The sequence below is a fragment of the Kitasatospora sp. NPDC023176 genome (genome assembly GCF_055560495.1).
In genome coordinates, this window is record NZ_JBVHIP010000013.1 from 41,116 (window position 1) to 57,469 (window position 16,354).

The window sequence follows — 16,354 nt, forward strand, 5'->3', positions numbered from 1 at the left end:
ACCGGAGCGACGGACAAGCTTCACTTCACGAGCGGGCGCTCAGAGCACCCGCCCCGAGGCGAGCGGGCGCTCAGAGCAGCTGCGCCCCGTCGCGCTGGGCGGAGCAGCTGCGGCGGAAGGAGCAGCGGTCGCAGCCGCTGCCGGTCTGCGGGACGAAGCGTTCGGCGAGGACCTTGCCGGCGGCCTCGGCGAGCAGGTCCTCGATCCACGGGTCGCCCTCGGGCGGTTCCTGCCGCTGCACCTTGGGGGCGTCCAGGTCGGCCTTGGCGGCGGCCTCGCGCAGGTGGACGAGTTCGGCGCCGCCGGTGGCCGGGGGGTGTTCGGTGAAGCCGGGCAGTTCGTTGAGGGCGCCGGCCCGGACGGCGAGCTGGTAGACGGCGAGCTGCTTGTGCTCGGGCATGGACTTGTCGGTGGGGATCTGCTTGCCGGTCTTGAAGTCGACCACGTAGGCGCGTCCGGCGTGGTCCTTCTCGACCCGGTCCATCGAGCCGCGGATGCGCACCGAGACGCCGCCGACGTCGAGGGTGACGTCGAAGCCGTGCTCGGTGGCGACCAGGTCGCGGCCGCGTTCCAGGACGTGCCAGTTGAGGAAGCGTTCCAGGGCGGAGCGGGCCTCGGTCTTCTCCTGCTGGGACTTCCAGGGGGCGTCGAAGGCGAGGGCGTCCCAGACGGTGTCCAGGCGGGCCATCAGGACGGCGAGGTCGGCGGGGGTGCGGCCGGAGCCGACCTCGTCGGCGAGGGCGTGCACCACGTTGCCGAAGCCCTGGGCGGCGCTGCCGGCGCTGCGGGCCTTGACCTCCTTGTCCAGGAACCACTGCAGTGAGCAGTTCTCCAGTTGTTCCAGGCCGCTGCCGGACAGCCGTACGGGCGCGTCGGCGCTGCGCAGCGGCTCGGGGGCGGCGGTGGCGTCGTCCAGGCCCCACCAGCGGTCGGGGTGGGCGGCGGGCACCAGCGGCAGCCCGTCCTCGTCGGAGGCGGCGGCGAGGACGGCGAGGCGTTCGGCGGCGGCGCGGCGCAGTTCGGGCGAGCGGGTGGGGTCGACGGTGACGGCGCGCAGTTCGGCGACGAGGGCGGCCACCGACAGCGGCCGGCGCGGGCGGTGGGTGACGTCCTCGACGGTGACGGGCGGGGTGCGGCGCACGACGCGGCCGGTCCTGGGGTCGACGTCCTCGCGGTAGAGCTCGCGCAGGAAGCGGGAGGGTTCGTCGCCGTCGTCGGCGGGCGCCTTGACGGCGGTGACGATCAGCCGTTCCTTGGCGCGGGTGGCGGCGACGTAGAAGAGCCGGCGTTCCTCGCCGAGCAGGGCGGCCGGGGAGAGCGGTTCGGCGAGGCCGTCGCGGCCGATCCGGTCGGCTTCCAGCAGGGAGCCGCGGCGGCGCAGGTCGGGCCAGAGGCCGTCCTGGACGCCGGCGACGACGACCAGGCGCCATTCCAGGCCCTTGGAGCGGTGGGCGGTCATCAGCCGTACGGCCTCGGGGCGGACGGTGCGGACGGTGAGGGTGTCGGCGGCGATGTCCTGGGCTTCGAGTTCGGCGAGCAGGTCGAGGGCGCTGCGGTGGCCGGTGACCTGTTCCTCGGCGCGGGCGGCGGTCTCGAACAGGGCGCACAGCGCGTCCAGGTCGCGGTCGGCGTTGCGGCCGGCGGCGCCGCCGCGCAGGGCGGCCCGTTCGAGGCGTTCGCGCCAGCGGCGGCTGCCGTCCCACAGTTCCCACAGGGCTTCCTCGGCGGTGCAGCCGCCGGCCAGCTGTTCGCGGACCTTGCGCAGCAGGGTGCCGAGGTCGCGGGCGCGGCGGGCGGTGGCCGGGTCGAGGGCGATCAGCCGCTCGGGTTCGGCGAGGGCCTCGCGGATCAGTTCGCCGGCCGGGCGCGGGGCGGCGGCGGGGCGGCCGTCGGCGCGCAGCGCGGCGCGTTCCTCCTCGCGCAGGGCGCGGCCGAGGCGGCGCAGGTCGGAGCCGTCGAGGCCGCCGAGCGGGCCGGTCAGCAGGGTGTGGGCCAGTTCGACGGTCAGGGGCTCCGTGGCGTCCGGGCCGGGGGTGTCGGAGTCGGGGGTGTCCTGGTCGGGGGCGTCGAGGAGGCCCTGCTTGTCGCGGGCGGCCTGCTCGGCGCAGACCCGCAGCGCGAGCAGCAGTTGGGCGACGGCCGGCTCCTCGCGCAGCGGCAGGTCGTCGCCGTCGATCTCCAGCGGGACGCCGGCCGCGCCGAGCGCCCGCCGCACGCCGGGGATGGAGCGGGCGCCGGCCCGGACGAGCACGGCCATCTCGCCCCAGGGCACGCCGTCCTCCAGGTGGGCGCGGCGCAGCAGGTCGGCGATCGAGTCGAGTTCGGCGCCGGGGGTGGGGTAGGTGTACACCTCGACCCGGCCGCCTTCGCGGGAGGGCAGCAGGGCGCGGTGCTGGGCGAGTTTGTCGGCGGGCAGCCGGCCCATCGGCATCCGGCGGGCGAGTTCGCGGGAGGCGGCGAGCAGGACGGCGCCGGAGCGGCGGGAGACCCGCAGCACCTTGACCTCGGCGGGGGTCCCGTCGGCGCGGCGGAAGGTCTGGGGGAAGTCGAGGATGCCGTTGATGTCGGCGCCGCGGAAGGCGTAGATCGACTGGTCGGGGTCGCCGACGGCGACGAGGTCGCGACCGCCGCCGGCGAGCCGGCGCAGCAGCCGGACCTGGGAGGGGTCGGTGTCCTGGTACTCGTCGACGAAGACGACCTCGTAGCGCCGGCGCAGTTCCTCGCCGGTCTCGGGGCGTTCGGCGAGCAGCACGGCGCGGTGCACGAGTTCCGCGTAGTCGAGGACGCCGCGCAGGTCGAGCACGTCGAGGTAGTCGGCGAGGAAGTGGGCGGCGGCGGCCCAGTCGGGGCGCTGGACGCCCTGGGCGAAGCGTTCGAGTTCGGCCTCGCCGAGGCCGAGTTCGCGGCTGCGGGCGAGGACGGCGCGGACCTCGTCGGCGAAGCCGCGGGTGGTCAGGCAGGCGCGCAGGTCGAGCGGCCAGGCGATCCGGCCCAGGCCGTGCTTGGCGTCCTCGGCGCCGCCGGCCAGCAGTTCGCGGACCATGACGTCCTGTTCGGGCCCGGAGAGCAGCCGCAGCGGCTCGGCGTAGTCCTCCGGGTCCTGGTGGGCGCGCAGCAGGGCGTAGCAGAAGGAGTGGAAGGTGGTGGCCTGCGGGGCGGCGGCGGTGCCGCCGAGCCGGCCGGACATCCGGTCGCGCAGTTCGACGGCGGCCTTGCGGCTGAAGGTGAGGACGAGGATCTTCTCGGGGTCGGTGCCGTCCTGGATCCGCCGGGCGACCGCCTCGACCAGGGTGGTGGTCTTGCCCGTGCCCGGTCCGGCGAGGACGAGCAGCGGGCCGCCGGTGTGCTCGACCACGGCGCGCTGGTAGGCGTCCAGCACGGGCGGTTCGGGCTGGACGAGCGGGCTGCGCACGAGCCGGTAGGGGGAGCTCACGCGCCCGCCTCGCTTCGCTCGGCAGGGGCGTTCGCCCATGCGCGCCTTTCAATGGCTCGCTCGCTTCGCTCGCTCACGCGCCCGCCTCGCTCCGCTCGGCAGGGGCGTCAACCCATGCGCGCCTTTCAATGGCTCGCTCGCTCACGCGCCCGCCTCGCTTCGCCCGGCAGGGGCGTCAACCCATGCGCGCCTTTCGACGGCTCGCTCGCTTCGCTCGCTCACGGACGATCTTCCTGGGTGGTGCAGAGGGGCATGGCCGGGGCGGGCCGGTGGGGCCCGCCCGCATCGAGCCTACGACCCTGCCCCGTCAATCCCGTCCGCGCGGCGGTTTCGGTGAAGACTGCGTCCCGTCCCAGCGGGCCCGCTTGAGGTCGACCCGGGGCGGGTCGGCGAGTTCGCGCAGCGGGGTGCCCTCCTCGCCGTAGTGGGCGAGGGCGCGGTGCTCGTGGCCGGGCAGGAAGCGGCCGTCCGCGCGGATCACCCGCCACCAGGGCACCGAGCCGCCGTACAGGGCCATCACCCGGCCGACCTGGCGGGGGCCGCCCTGGCCGAGGTACTCGGCGACGTCGCCGTAGGTCATCACCCGGCCGGGTGGAATCCGCTCGGTCAGATCGAGCACCAGTTCGGCGAACGGCGGTAGGGCGTCCGGGCCGCCGTCGTCTGTTACGTCCGTCACCTGCGGCATTCTTCCTTACAGGGACGCGCGCGCGGCCCCGTACGAACGACCCGCCGCGCCCGATCCGGCCCCTGTCCGACACGGGGGGTCGGGGCATGCCACCATCTTCGGGGCGGTGAGTGGTGATACGAGGACAAGACCAGATGACCGGGACGGCTACCGTGGGCATGGACGGGGACTCCGACGAGTCCGGCTCCGCCGTGCCCCCGGCGCCCGGTGACGAGTCCGAAGGGCGGCCCGGAAGCGGGCCGACGCCGGAAGTCTCCCTGATCAAGGACCTGACGATCAAGACCCCCACGCCCGAGAAGTCCCCCGAGCAGGCCCCCGCGTCCGCGCCGGAGCCGCCCGCCCCGGCGCCGCCGGCCCCGCGGACCGAGTACCACGACCCGCTGGACGAGGCCCCGCACCTGGACGTCGACGAGCCGCTGCTCGCCGCCCGCGCGCACCGCCCGTCCGACCTGATCCGCTTCCTGACCGGGGTCTTCGGGATAGTCGCCGTCTTCGTCCTGGCCGGCATCGCGACCTCGACGACCACCGGCATCGAGCAGGACATCGCCACCAACGCGCCGCACTTCTCCGCGGTGCTGTCCACCATCACCGGGCTGATCTCCAGCGTCGCGGTACTGGCCGTGCCGCTGGCCTTCGCCGTCGAGCGGCTGATCAAACGCGACGGCCTGCGGGTCGCCGACGGCGTGCTCGCCTCGGTGCTCGCGTACGGCGTCTCGCTGGGCATCGACTGGTGGGTGGCCGAGGGCGCCTCCGAGCACATCAGGACGGCGCTGACCCGGCTGCCGCTGGACAGCAACGGCAGCCTCACCGACCCGGTGCACGGCTACCTCGCCCCGGTGATCGCCTACATGACCGCCGTCGGCATGTCGAGCCGACCGCGCTGGCGGGTGGCCCTGTGGGTGGTGGTCGTCTTCAGCGGGGTCACCGAGCTGCTCGGCGGCTACACCACCCCCCTGTCGCTGATGCTCACCGTGCTGATCGGCTGGTCCGTCGCCTACGGCACGCTGTACGCGATCGGCTCCCCCAACATCCGGCCCACCGGGCAGCACCTGATGATCGGCCTGCGCAAGGTCGGCTTCACCCCGGACGGCGCCCACCGCGCCCCGGACGCCCCCGGCGGCACCCGCCGCTACTACGTCACCCAGCAGGACGGCCCGCCGCTGGACGTCCACATCATCGACCGCGAGCAGCAGGCCTCCGGCTTCTTCTACCGGGCCTGGCGGCGGCTGCGGCTGCGCTCGGTGGCCGTGCGGCGCAGCCCCCAGTCGCTGCGCCAGGCGCTGGAGCAGGAGGCCTTGATCGCGTACGCCGCGGCCGCCTCGGGCGCCCGGGCGCCACAGCTGGTGGCCACCTCCGAGCTGGGCCCGGACGCCGCGATCCTGGTGTACGAGAACGTCGAGGGCCGCACCCTGGACGAGCTCGCCGACGAGGAGGTCACCGACCGGGTGATGGCCTCGCTGTGGCAGTCGGTGGCCGCCCTGCACGAGCGCCGGATCGCCCACCGCCGGCTGACCGGCGAATCGCTGCTGGTGGTGGACGGGAAGGCCGCCTGCCTGGTCAACCTGTCCGGCGGCGACATCGCCGCCACCGACCTGACCCTGCGCATCGACGTCGCCCAGCTGCTCACCACCTTCGCCCTGCGGATCGGCCCCGAGCGGGCCGTCGCCACCGCCAACGCGGTGCTCGGCGCGGACCGGGTCGCCCAGGCGCTGCCGCTGCTCCAGCCGGTCGGGATGAGCCGCTCCACCCGGGTCGACCTCGCCAAGCTCACCAAGGAGCGCAAGGCCGCCGCCCGGGCCAAGGCCCTGGAGCAGGTCGCGGCCGGCGAGCGCACCCAGGAGCAGGCCGAGGAGGACATCGCGGCGGCCGGCGAGGACCTGCTCAGCCGCATCCGCGGCCAGATCCTGCAGATCGCCCCCGAGGCGCCGATGGAGCCGGCCAAGCTGGAACGGCTGAAGCCGAAGAGCCTGATCATGGTGATCGCGCTCACCTTCGCCGCCTACCTGGCGCTGACCACCATCAAGCCCGCCCAGCTCAAGCTCTCCCAGATGAACTGGGCCTGGGCGGCGGCGGCCCTGCTGGCGGCCGCGTTCAGCTACGTCGCCGCCGCGATGAGCCTGACCGGCTTCGTCCCCGAGCGGCTGCCGTTCCGGCGCACCGTCGCGGCCCAGCTGGCCGGCTCCTTCGTGAAGCTGGTCGCCCCCGCCGCGATCGGCGGCATCGCGCTCAACACCCGCTACCTGCAGAAGGCCGGCATCCGCCCCGGCCAGGCGGTCGCCTCGGTCGGCGCCTCCCAGCTGGCGGGCCTGGCCGGGCACCTGCTGCTGCTGTTCAGCTTCGGCCTGATCACCGGCAGCCAGACCAACGGCGACCTCTCCGCCTCCCGGGCCGTGATCATCGGGGTGCTGACCGCCGCGGTGCTCGCCCTGGTGGTGGCCGCGGTCGCGCCGCTGCGCCGCTTCGTGCTGGGCCGGCTGCGCTCGCTGTTCTTCGGCGTGGTGCCGCGGATGCTCGACCTGATGCAGACGCCCAGCAAGCTGGTCACCGGCTTCGGCGGCATCCTGCTGCTGACCCTGTGCTTCACCGCCTGCCTGGACTTCTCGGTGCAGGCCTTCGGCGGCGACGTCAGCTTCTCGGCCGTCGCGGTGGTCTTCCTGACCGCCAACGCGGCCGGCTCGGCGATCCCCACCCCGGGCGGCATCGGCCCGGTCGAGGTCGCCCTGATCGGTGCGCTGACCGTCGCGGACGTCTCCCCCGCGGTCGCCACCCCGGCGGTGTTCCTCTTCCGGGCGCTGACCTTCTGGCTGCCGGTGCTGCCGGGCTGGATCGCCTACAACGTGCTGCAGCGCAAGCAGGCGCTCTGAGCGTACGGACGGTCCGGACGGACGGACCGTCCGAGCGGACGGAGATGCGTAGAGGGGCCCGCCGAGCAGCGGGCCCCTCTACGCATCCGTCGTTCTAGTAGACGGGCTTGTGCGGCTCGATCTGGTTCACCCAGCCGAGCACCCCGCCGCCCAGGTGGACGGCGTTGGCGAAGCCCGCGGCCTTGACCACGGCCAGCACCTCGGCCGAGCGCACGCCCGACTTGCAGTGCAGCACGATCTTCCGGTCCTGCGGCAGCTTCTCCAGGGCGTCGCCCATGAGGAACTCGTTCTTCGGGATCAGCACCGCGCCGGGGATGTTGACGATCTCGTACTCACCGGGCTCGCGGACGTCGATGAGGTAGATGTCCTCCTCGTCGTCCTGCCACTGCTTGAGCTGCTTGGAGGTGATGGTCGACCCGGCGGCGGCGGCCTGCGCCTCCTCCGACACGACGCCGCAGAAGGCCTCGTAGTCGATCAGCTCGGTGACCGTCGGGTTCTCCCCGCAGACGGCGCAGTCCGGGTCCTTGCGGACCTTCACCTGGCGGTAGTTCATCTCCAGGGCGTCGTAGATCATCAGCCGGCCGACCAGCGGGTCCCCGATGCCGGCCAGCAGCTTGATCGCCTCGTTCACCTGGATCGAGCCGATGGAGGCGCACAGCACGCCCAGCACGCCGCCCTCGGCGCAGGACGGCACCATGCCCGGCGGCGGGGCCTCCGGGTAGAGGCAGCGGTAGCAGGGCCCGTGCTCGGCCCAGAACACGCTGGCCTGGCCGTCGAAGCGGTAGATCGAGCCCCACACGTACGGCTTGCCGAGCAGCACCGCGGCGTCGTTCACCAGGTACCGGGTGGCGAAGTTGTCGGTGCCGTCCACGATCAGGTCGTAGCCGGCGAAGATCTCCATCACGTTGGAGTTGTCGAGGCGCTCCTCGTGCAGGACCACCTCGACGTAGGGGTTGATCTCCTGGACCGAGTCGCGCGCCGACTCCGCCTTGGAGCGCCCGATGTCGGCCTGGCCGTGGATGATCTGGCGCTGCAGGTTCGACTCGTCGACCACGTCGAACTCGACGATGCCCAGCGTGCCGACACCGGCCGCGGCCAGGTACATCAGCGCGGGCGAGCCCAGGCCGCCGGCGCCGACGCACAGCACCTTGGCGTTCTTCAGCCGCTTCTGCCCGGCCATCCCGACATCCGGGATGATCAGGTGGCGGGAGTACCTGCGGACCTCGTCAACGGTGAGCTCGGCAGCCGGCTCGACCAGGGGTGGCAACGACACGGGGACTCCGATGGGGTCTTGTTCAGGCGGCCGGGGCCAGCCTCGGACGGGGTTGTTGCACCGCCACTCAGGTGGCTCTCTAGGCCAACAGTGTCACGCCCCACCGGTATTCCGAGACAGCTCGTCCGATGGGCGAGACGGCCCGCGCCGGATCGTGGAACCGCCCGCCGGCCCCCCGAAAGTGCCCCTGGCCCGTGGTGACGGGCCCGGGGCACCCCCGCGCCGGCCTCAGACCCGACAGGCCGTCTCCAGCCAGACGTCCCCGAGCGACTCCTCCAGCGGCACCTGTGTCCGCCAGCCGAGACGGTCCCGGGCGGTGCGCACGTCCGCCTGCCGCCACGGCACCGGCTCGCCCGGGGCGGGGCGGCCCTCCGGCCGGTGGCCCTCCGCGCGGTGGCCCGGCAGGTGGTGGCCGGGCAGGTGGTCGCCGCCCGGTCCGCCCACCTGCGCGGGCAGCAGGACCTGCCGGTTCTCCTCCACGATCGACCCCTCGAAGCCCGACGCCCGGACCAGCAGCTGGGCCGCGTCCCGGGCCCGTACGGCGTGCCCGCTGCCGACGTTGATCACCCCGGTGGCGGCCGAGACCGCCGCCATCTGGATCGCCCGGGCGACGTCCCGCACGTCCACGAAATCCCGGTATCCGGACAGGTCCGGCATCCGCACCTGGCTCTCGTCCCGCTCCAGCGCCCGCCGCAGGCCCTCGGCCAGCCGCCCGAACAGCGAGGCGGTCGGCGCCCCCGGGCCCACCACGTCGAACACCCGCAGCACCGCCGCGTCCAGCCCGGAGGCCAGCACCAGCTCCGTCCCGGCCAGCTTGGACACCCCGTACGGGCCGACCGGCCGCGGCTCGGCCTGCTCGGACACCGGCACCCCGCCGGGCACCGGCCCGTACTCGGCGGCCGAGCCGACGTGCACCAGCCGGGCCGGCTCCCGGCTGCGCCGGATCGCCTCGCAGACCGTCGCGACGGCCAGCGTGTTCGACCGGATCAGGGTCCGCGAGCTGCCGTAGGTGGCGCCCGCGCAGTTGATCACCACCTGCGGCGCGACCGCGTCCAGGAAGCGGGCCAGCGCGCCCGGACTCCCGGTGGTCAGGTCGAAGCGGATGTCGGCCGAGTCGCGCCGGCCGAGCACCGTCACCTGCAACTCCTGGTCCATCAGCAGACGATCGGTCACCCGGCGGCCGATGAAGCCGTCGGCGCCCAGCAGCAGCACCCTCATCGGGGGCGTCCTTCCATGAAGCGAGGTCGAGGACGACCTGGCGGACTGAAAACAGCGAGAACAGCGAACGAGATCTGACAGGAACTCATCGGGCGGAGGTCCATCGGGCGGGCTCAGCGGTGCGAGCCCGCCCGGCCGAGCACCGCCCAGCCGTGGGCCAGCAGCACCGCCGCGACCGCACCGCCGCCCAGCAGCACGGCCGACGGCCAGGAACGGCCCAGGGCGAGCGGCACCGCCGCGGCGGCGGGCCCGGCCACGGCGCCCAGCGCGGCGACCGCCGCCCGGCCGCAGCGGGCCAGCAGCGCGGGCAGCACCAGCAGCAGGCCCAGCACGCCCTGCGCCGCCCACGCGGCGGGGCCGGCCCGCTCGGCGGCCAGGTGCAGCAGCCCGCCGCCGTGGCCGGGCCCTGGGCGCGGCGCGACGACGGCCAGGACGGCCAGCGCGGCGTAGGTCAGCACCCCGAGCACCGCCAGGTGCAGGGCGACCGCGACCGGCAGCACCGGCCGCATCCGGGCCCGGAACCCGGCCAGCGTGCGGGCCGCCCCGAAATGCCCCCGGCCGACCTGCCGGTACCATCGGGCCGCCCGCTCGGCCGAGCCCGCCGACACCGCGGCGGCCAGCACCAGCGCGGCGGCCAGCGGCCGGTCCCCGCCCGGCGCCGCCAGCGGGAGCAGCAGCAGCGCGGCCAGGCCCAGCCCCTGCCCGAAGGCGGCCGGGCGCGGGCCGGAGCCCGCCGGCCGGGGCGGCGTACGGGCCGGGCCGTACGGCGGTGGGCCGGGCGCGGCCGGGTCCGGGGTGGTCAGCGCGGGCAGCAGCACCAGCGGGACGGCGGCGGTCAGCAGCACCGGCCAGCGGGTGCCGAGCGCCACCACCCCGGCGCAGGGCAGCGCGGCCAGCGCGGCGGCGGTCAGCGCCGCCCGGGCGGCGGCCCCGCACTCCCGGGGCCCGGCCGGCTCCGGCGCGGGCGGCCGGCGGGGCACCCGGGCGTACAGCTCCTCGGCCAGCGAGAACAGGTCGGCGTGCCGGCAGCGGGCGACGGCGTCCGGGCCGTAACCGGCCTCCTCCAGCCCGGCGGCGATCTCCAGCGGGTCGACGGCGCGCTCGCACAGCTCCCGGTGCTCGGCCATCACCTCACGCACCGGGTCGGCGCTCGGGCCCCCGCCCGCGGGCGCGGCGCCGCCGGGAGTCCGCGGACGGGCCCGGACCGGGCCGGACATCAGACGGCCTCCGCGAGGGCCGGCCCGGCGGGTCTCGCCGGATCGGGGCGGAGCCGGCGCGGGCCCGGCCCGACGGCCTCGCCACCGTCCTCCCCGGCCGTCCCGACCCCGTCCCCGCCCCCGTCCCCGGCCTCGTCCCGGTCGTCCCGGTCACCGCGCGGGCCGTCGCTGAGCCAGTACTCGGCGGGGCGGGCGAACGGGCGCGGCGCCCGGCCGTCCTCGGCGCCGCCCCCGGGGAAGGCCGGGTACTGCGAGACCAGCTCCAGGTAGATCTCCCGGAAGGCGCTGATCACCGGCTCGACGGCGAAGCGTTCCTGCGCCCGCAGCCGCCCGGCCAGGCCCAGCCGGGAGCGCCGCTCCTCGTCGCGCAGCAGCGCCAGGCAGGCCCCGGCCAGCGCGCCCGGGTCGCGGGCGGGCACCAGCAGCCCGGTCGGGCCGACCACCTCGCGGGCCACCCCGACGTCGGTGGAGACCACGGCCCGGCCGCTGAGCATGGCGTCGGCGAGTAGCCGAGGGCTGCGCTGGGAGAGCGCGGAGAAGACGGCCACCGTGCCGCCCTGCCAGGCCTCGGCGAGCGAGCCGGGCCGCCCGGCGAAGTCCACCGCGCCGGCCACCCCCAGCCGCTCGGCGACCGCCGCGCAGTGCGCCCGGTAGCCGAGGGCCGCCTCCTCGCCGTGCACCACCAGCCGGGCCGCGGGCAGTTCGGTGCGCACCCGGGCGAAGGCGTGCAGCATCAGTTCGGTGTCCCGGCCCGGCTCCAGCGCGCCGGCCCAGACCAGGGTGGGCCGCCGGGGCTCCGGCCCGGCGGCCGGGCGGTCCACCCCCGGGATGCCCTCGTACACCACCCGGGTGCGCGCCGGATCGGCCCCGCAGCGGCGCTGCCACTGCTGGTCGTGGGCGCTGCCCGGGGTGAGTATCGCGGCCTGCCGGTAGGTCTCCTCGGTGAGCGCCCGGAAGAAGGACAGCAGCAGCGCCCGGACCGGCGTGCGGGTGCCCCCGGCCGAGGGCTGGGGGAGGGAGGGCGCCTCGTGACCCGCCCGCCCGCCTCCGGGCGCTCGAAGCCGATGCCGACGGTCTCCCCCGGTCTGGCGGCTGGGAGGTGCCCCCGGGCTCCGGCGCGCGTCGCTCGCCTGTCGCTCGCCCTCCTTGCCCGCCGGCGGGCAGGAGGGGCCCACCCGTTCGGCACCCGCGTGCCCTTCGGCTCGGGGCGGGCAGCCGAGGTACTGCTCGCGCAGGTGCAGGCCGTGCTCGGTGACCACGAACGGCACCCCGTGCAGCTGCCGGGCCACCAGGGCGGGCAGCGCGGCCGGGCCGCCGCCGACCACGTGGCACAGGTCGGCGCCGCCGAGGCCGCCGGGCCCGGTGCCGTACCAGGGCGCGGACAGCGGGCGCAGGCACTGCTCCAGCAGGTCCGCGGCGACCAGCACGTCGCGCACCAGCGGCTGTCCGGCCGAGGTGTCCGCGCCGGGCAGCCGCCAGGCCCGTTCCAGCACCCGGCGGGCGTGGACGGAGGCGAGGAACGCGGGCAGCGTGCCCGCGTCCTCCCGGGCCAGCGCCGCCAGCCGGTACAGCCCGGCCCCGAAGCCGGCCCGCTCCCCCGGCAGCACCAGCGCCCGCACCAGTTCCTCGTACGCCTGGGCGTAGTGGCGTCCGCGCAGCGCCCCGGGCGCCCGGCCGCGCGGCCGGCGCCCCGGCGCCGGCAGGTAGCGGGCGCCGTGCCGGGCGGCCGGGAGCCGGGCGACACCGCCCGGGCCGTCCGGGCCGGTGAGCAGGTACAGCTCGAACTCGTGCTCCGGCAGGCCCTCGGCGAGCCGGTCGCACCACGGTCCGGCGCCACGGTCGGGATGCGGACGGGCACCCTCGGTGAGCAGGGCGACGCGCACGGGAGACCTCCTAGGGTTGCTGCCCCTCCCAGGGGCGACCGGAGCCGCGGGGCCGAACGCCGGGACCCTTGCTGTCGCTTGTCACCCACCCAGTGGCCCGGTGTCTGCGGCTCTCCCCCACACCTGTTCGGTCCGGCAGCAGAACGGTAGGACCGGCTTCCGGCCGCCCATCGGTCACATGCCTGGCTGCCACCTGAACGAGTGAACCCCCGTGACCTCGGCCCGGACCGGGCCGTTGACGCGCGCTATACGGCGCGGCCCCTCACCCGTCGACGGGTGAGGGGCCGCGCCGTAGGGTCCGGTCCGCTCAGCGGGCGGCGGCCGCGATCAGCTCGCGCACGGCCCGGGCGACCGCGTCGGGGTGCTCCATCATCGCCACGTGCCCGGACTCCGGCAGCACCAGCAGCCGGGCGTCGGCGAAGGCCGCGCAGGCCCGGCGGGCCGAGCGGTAGGCGACCAGCCGGTCGCGCAGCCCGTACACCAGCAGCACCGGCGCCTCCACCTGCTCGGCCTGCCGCCACAGCGCCTGGTCGCCGCGCTCGGTGTACGCGGAGACGATGCCGCGGGCCGAACCGACCAGCGCCGGCATCGCGTGCGGCAGCTCCAGCCGGTGCCGGTACTCGGCCACCGCCTCGGCCCGGGCGGCCGGGCTCAGTCCGGCCGGGTCGCCGTAGACCAGGCGCAGCAGGTCCTCGGTGGCGGCCTCGGCGTCGCGCCGGCCGGCCGGCAGCCGGCGCAGCAGGGCGGGCAGGCCGGGCACGGCGAGCAGGCCGGTGGGCCAGGCGGAGCGCTGCGGGGGCAGTTCGGGCAGGGCGGGCGAGACCAGGGTGAGGCTGCGGACGAGGTCGGGGCGCAGGGCGGCGAGCCGGACGGCGACGGCGCCGCCGAGCGAGTTGCCGAAGAGGTGGACGGGGCCGCGGCCGGAGGCCTCCAGGTAGCCGATGACGGCGCGGACGTGGCCGGAGAGGCTGAGGTTGCCGTCGGCGGGCGGACCGGAGCGGCCGAAGCCGGGCAGGTCGACGGCCTCGCCGTCGACGAGGCCGTCGAGCCGGTCCATCAGGTCGTTCCAGTTGCCGGCCGAGCCGCCCAGGCCGTGCACGAAGAGCCCGGGCTCGCGCCCGTCGGTGCCGCCCCCCGGCATCCGGGCCGCCCCGGCGGGCCGGTGCACCGCGAGCACCGCACCGGGGACCTCGACCGTACGTACCTGCTGCTCAGCGCTGCTCATGGTGGACGATGGTAGTGAGCCCCGGCCAGGGGCGGCGGGGCGGTCCGGCCGTCCCATCCCTCGTCACACCACTGCCGACGCCGAGGTCAGCGCCGTATTGTGGGCTCCTGACAAGCGGGCGGGCAGCTTTTCTCGCGTTCACCAAGGGCCGACGCGGTTACCGAAAAGTAGAATCGGCCCTCTTGCCAGCCCCGATCAACCCCGAAGTGAGGAGCGCCGTGACGGCCATCCAAGAGGCGCAGGAGCGCCCGCGCGGTGCCCGCCTGCCGCGAAGCGCCCGCCGTGAACAACTGCTCGGTGCCGCCCAGGAGGTGTTCGTCGCGCAGGGTTACCACGCGGCCGCCATGGACGACATCGCCGACCGTGCCGGGGTGAGCAAGCCGGTGCTCTACCAGCACTTCCCCGGGAAGCTGGACCTCTACCTGGCGCTGTTGGACAAGCACTGCGACGCCCTGGTCGAGTCGACCCGCGAGGCGCTGGGCACCACCACCGACAACAAGCTGCGGGTGGCCGCGACGATGGAGGCGTACTTCAACTACGTCTCCAGCGAGTCCGGTGCCTTCCGGCTGGTCTTCGAGTCGGACCTGACCAACGAGCCGGCCGTGCGCGAGCGGGTGGAGCGGGCCTCCGAGGCGAGCGCGACGCTGGTCAGCAAGGTCATCCAGGAGGACACCGACCTGCCGGAGGCGGAGTCCAAGCTGCTGGCCGCCGGGGTCTGCGGCCTGGCCCAGATCACCGCCCGGTACTGGCTGTCGCAGGGGCTGGAGATCCCGCGCGACGAGGCGGTGCGGCTGGTCGCCAGCCTGGCCTGGCGGGGCCTGAAGGGCTTCCCGATGCACCCGGGCGACCTCGCCCCGGAGGGTTCCGCTCAGCGCTGACGATCCGCTGACCTTCGCCTGGGCGGTGATCGGGTGCTCTATGGTGAAGCCGTACGGCGCGGTCGCCGCGGTCGCTTGTCCCAGGCGCTCCGATGACCGCGCGTGGAGGCTGCAACCCCGGAGGGACGGAAGCCGTGGAGGTCAAGATCGGCGTGCAGAACGCGCCCCGCGAGATCGTGATCGAGAGCTCGCAGACTGCCGATGAGGTCGAGAGCGCGGTCGCGAAGGCGCTGGAGGGCTCCACCAAGCTCTTCTCGCTCACCGACGAGCACGGCCGCCGCGTCATCGTCCCGGCCGAGCGCCTGGCGTACGTGGAGATCGGCGAGCAGGCCGTCCGCAAGGTCGGTTTCGGCACCGCCTGAGGCGCCGCCCGCGAAAAGGGTCCGAACCGGTGCCCCGTTCCCTCCCCGGGAGCGGGGCACCGTCGCGTGTACGGCCAGGTCGGCCTGGGTACGGCGACAGGTGCGGCGCCGGTGCCGCACGTCCGTCCCCCGGGGAGGCCGCCTTGCTGGTCGAATCGATCGTCTTCGCCCTGGTCGGCCTGGTCGCGGCCGCGGCCGCGCTGCTCGGCCTGCCGGGGTACTTCCGGGCCTCCCGCCCGTTGGTGGCGGGGACGGCGACGGCCGCGGCGCTGCTCGGCGGGGTACTCGCGCACTTCTGCCTGGACGGGCGCCACCCGGTGGTCGCGGTGGCGTTCTCGGCGCTGGCCGCCGGGGTGCTCACCTCGCTGCTGGCCCGGCCTGACCTCGCCGCCGGGCGGGCCCCGGCGCACCGGCACCACCCGCACCGGGCCGGCGCCCACCGCGCGCGGCGGCACCGGCCGGTGTGACGCGGGGAGCTAACTGGCCAGGCCGAGGGCGGCCATCCGCCGGGTGTGCGCCTCGGTGATCCGGTTGAACATCTTGCCGACCTCGACCAGGTCGAAGCCCTGCACCTGGACGCCGCCGACCAGCAGGTTGGACAGCGCGTCCCGCTCGGCGACGACCCGCTGGGCCTGGCTGAGCGCCTCGCCCATCAGCCGCCGGCCCCAGAGGGCGAGGCGTCCGCCGGCCCGCGGGTCGGCCTCGATGGCCTGGCGGACCTTGTCGACGGCGAACTGGCCGTGGCCGGTGTCGGACATGACGCCGAGCACCAGGTCGCGGGTGTCGTCGTCCAGCCGGACGGCCACCTCGCGGTAGAAGTCGGTCGCGATGGCGTCCCCGACGTAGGCCTTGACCAGGCCCTCCAGCCAGTCCGAGGGCGCCGTCATCCGGTGGAACAGCTCCAGCGGCTCGACGAAGGGGCGCATGGCCTCCTGCGGGTCGGCGCCGATCTCGGCGAGCCGGTCGTGCAGCCGCTGGTAGTGCTGGAACTCGGCGGAGGCCATCCGGGCCAGGGCCGCCTTGTCGGCGAGGTCGGGCGCCAGTTTGGCGTCCTCGGCGAGCCGCTCGAAGGCGCTCAGCTCGCCGTACGCGAGCGCGCCGAGCAGGTCCAGTACCGCCGCGCGGTAGCCCGGCTCGGCCGAACACGTGGCCCAGTCGCCGATCGAGCCGCCCGTGCCGTCCTGCGTCTCACCTTGGGTCTCCATGACCCGCCACCTTAGTCCCGGGGGAGCGGCCGCCCCACCACCGACCGCACCCGGGTGACCTGCCGGATCGGCCGATCAGGGGCCGGTCGCCGGGGGCAATGTCAGACGCGT

At 75.3% G+C, this 16,354-nt stretch carries 12 protein-coding genes; 4 read left to right on the forward strand and 8 right to left on the reverse strand.

Annotation, left to right across the window (positions count from 1 at the left end):
• Window positions 1-70: 70 nt before the first annotated feature.
• Complete coding sequence (locus ACZ3YL_RS19500) at window positions 71-3,472, reverse strand: ATP-dependent helicase (protein ID WP_465658705.1); 3,402 nt, start codon at window positions 3,470-3,472, stop codon at window positions 71-73.
• Between the two features lie 268 nt (window positions 3,473-3,740).
• The gene (locus tag ACZ3YL_RS19505; RefSeq protein WP_465658707.1) at window positions 3,741-4,118 is read right to left on the reverse strand and encodes an MGMT family protein; all 378 of its coding nucleotides are present in this window, start codon (window positions 4,116-4,118) and stop codon (window positions 3,741-3,743) included.
• A gap of 134 nt (window positions 4,119-4,252) precedes the next feature.
• On the opposite strand from ACZ3YL_RS19505, the gene ACZ3YL_RS19510 reads away from it, so the two are divergent.
• On the forward strand, window positions 4,253-6,982 hold the full coding sequence (locus ACZ3YL_RS19510) for a lysylphosphatidylglycerol synthase transmembrane domain-containing protein (RefSeq protein WP_223242699.1): 2,730 nt from the start codon (window positions 4,253-4,255) through the stop codon (window positions 6,980-6,982).
• Window positions 6,983-7,076: 94 nt separating this feature from the next.
• Here ACZ3YL_RS19510 and moeZ read toward each other — a convergent pair whose 3' ends face one another.
• From moeZ to ACZ3YL_RS19535, 5 genes are all read right to left on the reverse strand, one after another.
• Window positions 7,077-8,255 carry an adenylyltransferase/sulfurtransferase MoeZ gene (moeZ, locus tag ACZ3YL_RS19515; protein ID WP_188306612.1) on the reverse strand — a complete coding sequence of 393 codons (1,179 nt, stop codon included), beginning with the start codon at window positions 8,253-8,255 and terminating at the stop codon, window positions 7,077-7,079.
• Window positions 8,256-8,483: 228 nt separating this feature from the next.
• The gene (locus tag ACZ3YL_RS19520) at window positions 8,484-9,473 is read right to left on the reverse strand and encodes an NAD-dependent epimerase/dehydratase family protein (protein ID WP_188306613.1); all 990 of its coding nucleotides are present in this window, start codon (window positions 9,471-9,473) and stop codon (window positions 8,484-8,486) included.
• A gap of 113 nt (window positions 9,474-9,586) precedes the next feature.
• A complete protein-coding gene (locus ACZ3YL_RS19525; RefSeq protein ID WP_465658710.1) occupies window positions 9,587-10,690 on the reverse strand; it encodes a hypothetical protein in 1,104 nt (367 codons plus the stop codon).
• A complete protein-coding gene (locus ACZ3YL_RS19530; protein WP_465658712.1) occupies window positions 10,690-12,573 on the reverse strand; it encodes a DUF3492 domain-containing protein in 1,884 nt (627 codons plus the stop codon). Before ACZ3YL_RS19530 ends, ACZ3YL_RS19525 begins: the two co-directional genes overlap by 1 nt.
• Before the next feature lie 307 nt (window positions 12,574-12,880).
• Window positions 12,881-13,798, reverse strand: a complete 918-nt coding sequence (locus ACZ3YL_RS19535) for an alpha/beta fold hydrolase (RefSeq protein WP_223242027.1) — start codon at window positions 13,796-13,798, stop codon at window positions 12,881-12,883.
• A gap of 218 nt (window positions 13,799-14,016) precedes the next feature.
• On the opposite strand from ACZ3YL_RS19535, the gene ACZ3YL_RS19540 reads away from it, so the two are divergent.
• The 3 genes from ACZ3YL_RS19540 (at window position 14,017) to ACZ3YL_RS19550 (ending at window position 15,505) form a co-directional block, all read left to right on the forward strand.
• Window positions 14,017-14,676 (forward strand): TetR/AcrR family transcriptional regulator, encoded by a 660-nt coding sequence (locus tag ACZ3YL_RS19540; protein WP_188303931.1) that lies wholly within the window; start codon window positions 14,017-14,019, stop codon window positions 14,674-14,676.
• Window positions 14,677-14,810: 134 nt separating this feature from the next.
• A complete protein-coding gene (locus ACZ3YL_RS19545; protein WP_188303932.1) occupies window positions 14,811-15,038 on the forward strand; it encodes a DUF3107 domain-containing protein in 228 nt (75 codons plus the stop codon).
• Between the two features lie 143 nt (window positions 15,039-15,181).
• A complete protein-coding gene (locus tag ACZ3YL_RS19550; RefSeq protein ID WP_188303933.1) occupies window positions 15,182-15,505 on the forward strand; it encodes a hypothetical protein in 324 nt (107 codons plus the stop codon).
• A gap of 9 nt (window positions 15,506-15,514) precedes the next feature.
• Here the strand turns inward: ACZ3YL_RS19550 and ACZ3YL_RS19555 are convergent, their stop codons facing one another.
• Window positions 15,515-16,243: a ferritin-like fold-containing protein gene (locus tag ACZ3YL_RS19555; RefSeq protein ID WP_188303934.1), complete on the reverse strand. Its 729-nt coding sequence runs from the start codon at window positions 16,241-16,243 to the stop codon at window positions 15,515-15,517.
• Window positions 16,244-16,354: the final 111 nt, after the last annotated feature.

Coding starts and splice junctions, on each gene's coding strand:
- ACZ3YL_RS19500 (WP_465658705.1), bottom strand. CDS start 3,472: ATGGGCGAACGCCCCTGCCGAGCGAAGCGAGGCGGGCGCGTGAGCTCC.
- ACZ3YL_RS19505 (WP_465658707.1), bottom strand. CDS start 4,118: ATGCCGCAGGTGACGGACGTAACAGACGACGGCGGCCCGGACGCCCTA.
- ACZ3YL_RS19510 (WP_223242699.1), top strand. CDS start 4,253: ATGACCGGGACGGCTACCGTGGGCATGGACGGGGACTCCGACGAGTCC.
- ACZ3YL_RS19520 (WP_188306613.1), bottom strand. CDS start 9,473: ATGAGGGTGCTGCTGCTGGGCGCCGACGGCTTCATCGGCCGCCGGGTG.
- ACZ3YL_RS19525 (WP_465658710.1), bottom strand. CDS start 10,690: ATGTCCGGCCCGGTCCGGGCCCGTCCGCGGACTCCCGGCGGCGCCGCG.
- ACZ3YL_RS19535 (WP_223242027.1), bottom strand. CDS start 13,798: ATGAGCAGCGCTGAGCAGCAGGTACGTACGGTCGAGGTCCCCGGTGCG.
- ACZ3YL_RS19555 (WP_188303934.1), bottom strand. CDS start 16,243: ATGGAGACCCAAGGTGAGACGCAGGACGGCACGGGCGGCTCGATCGGC.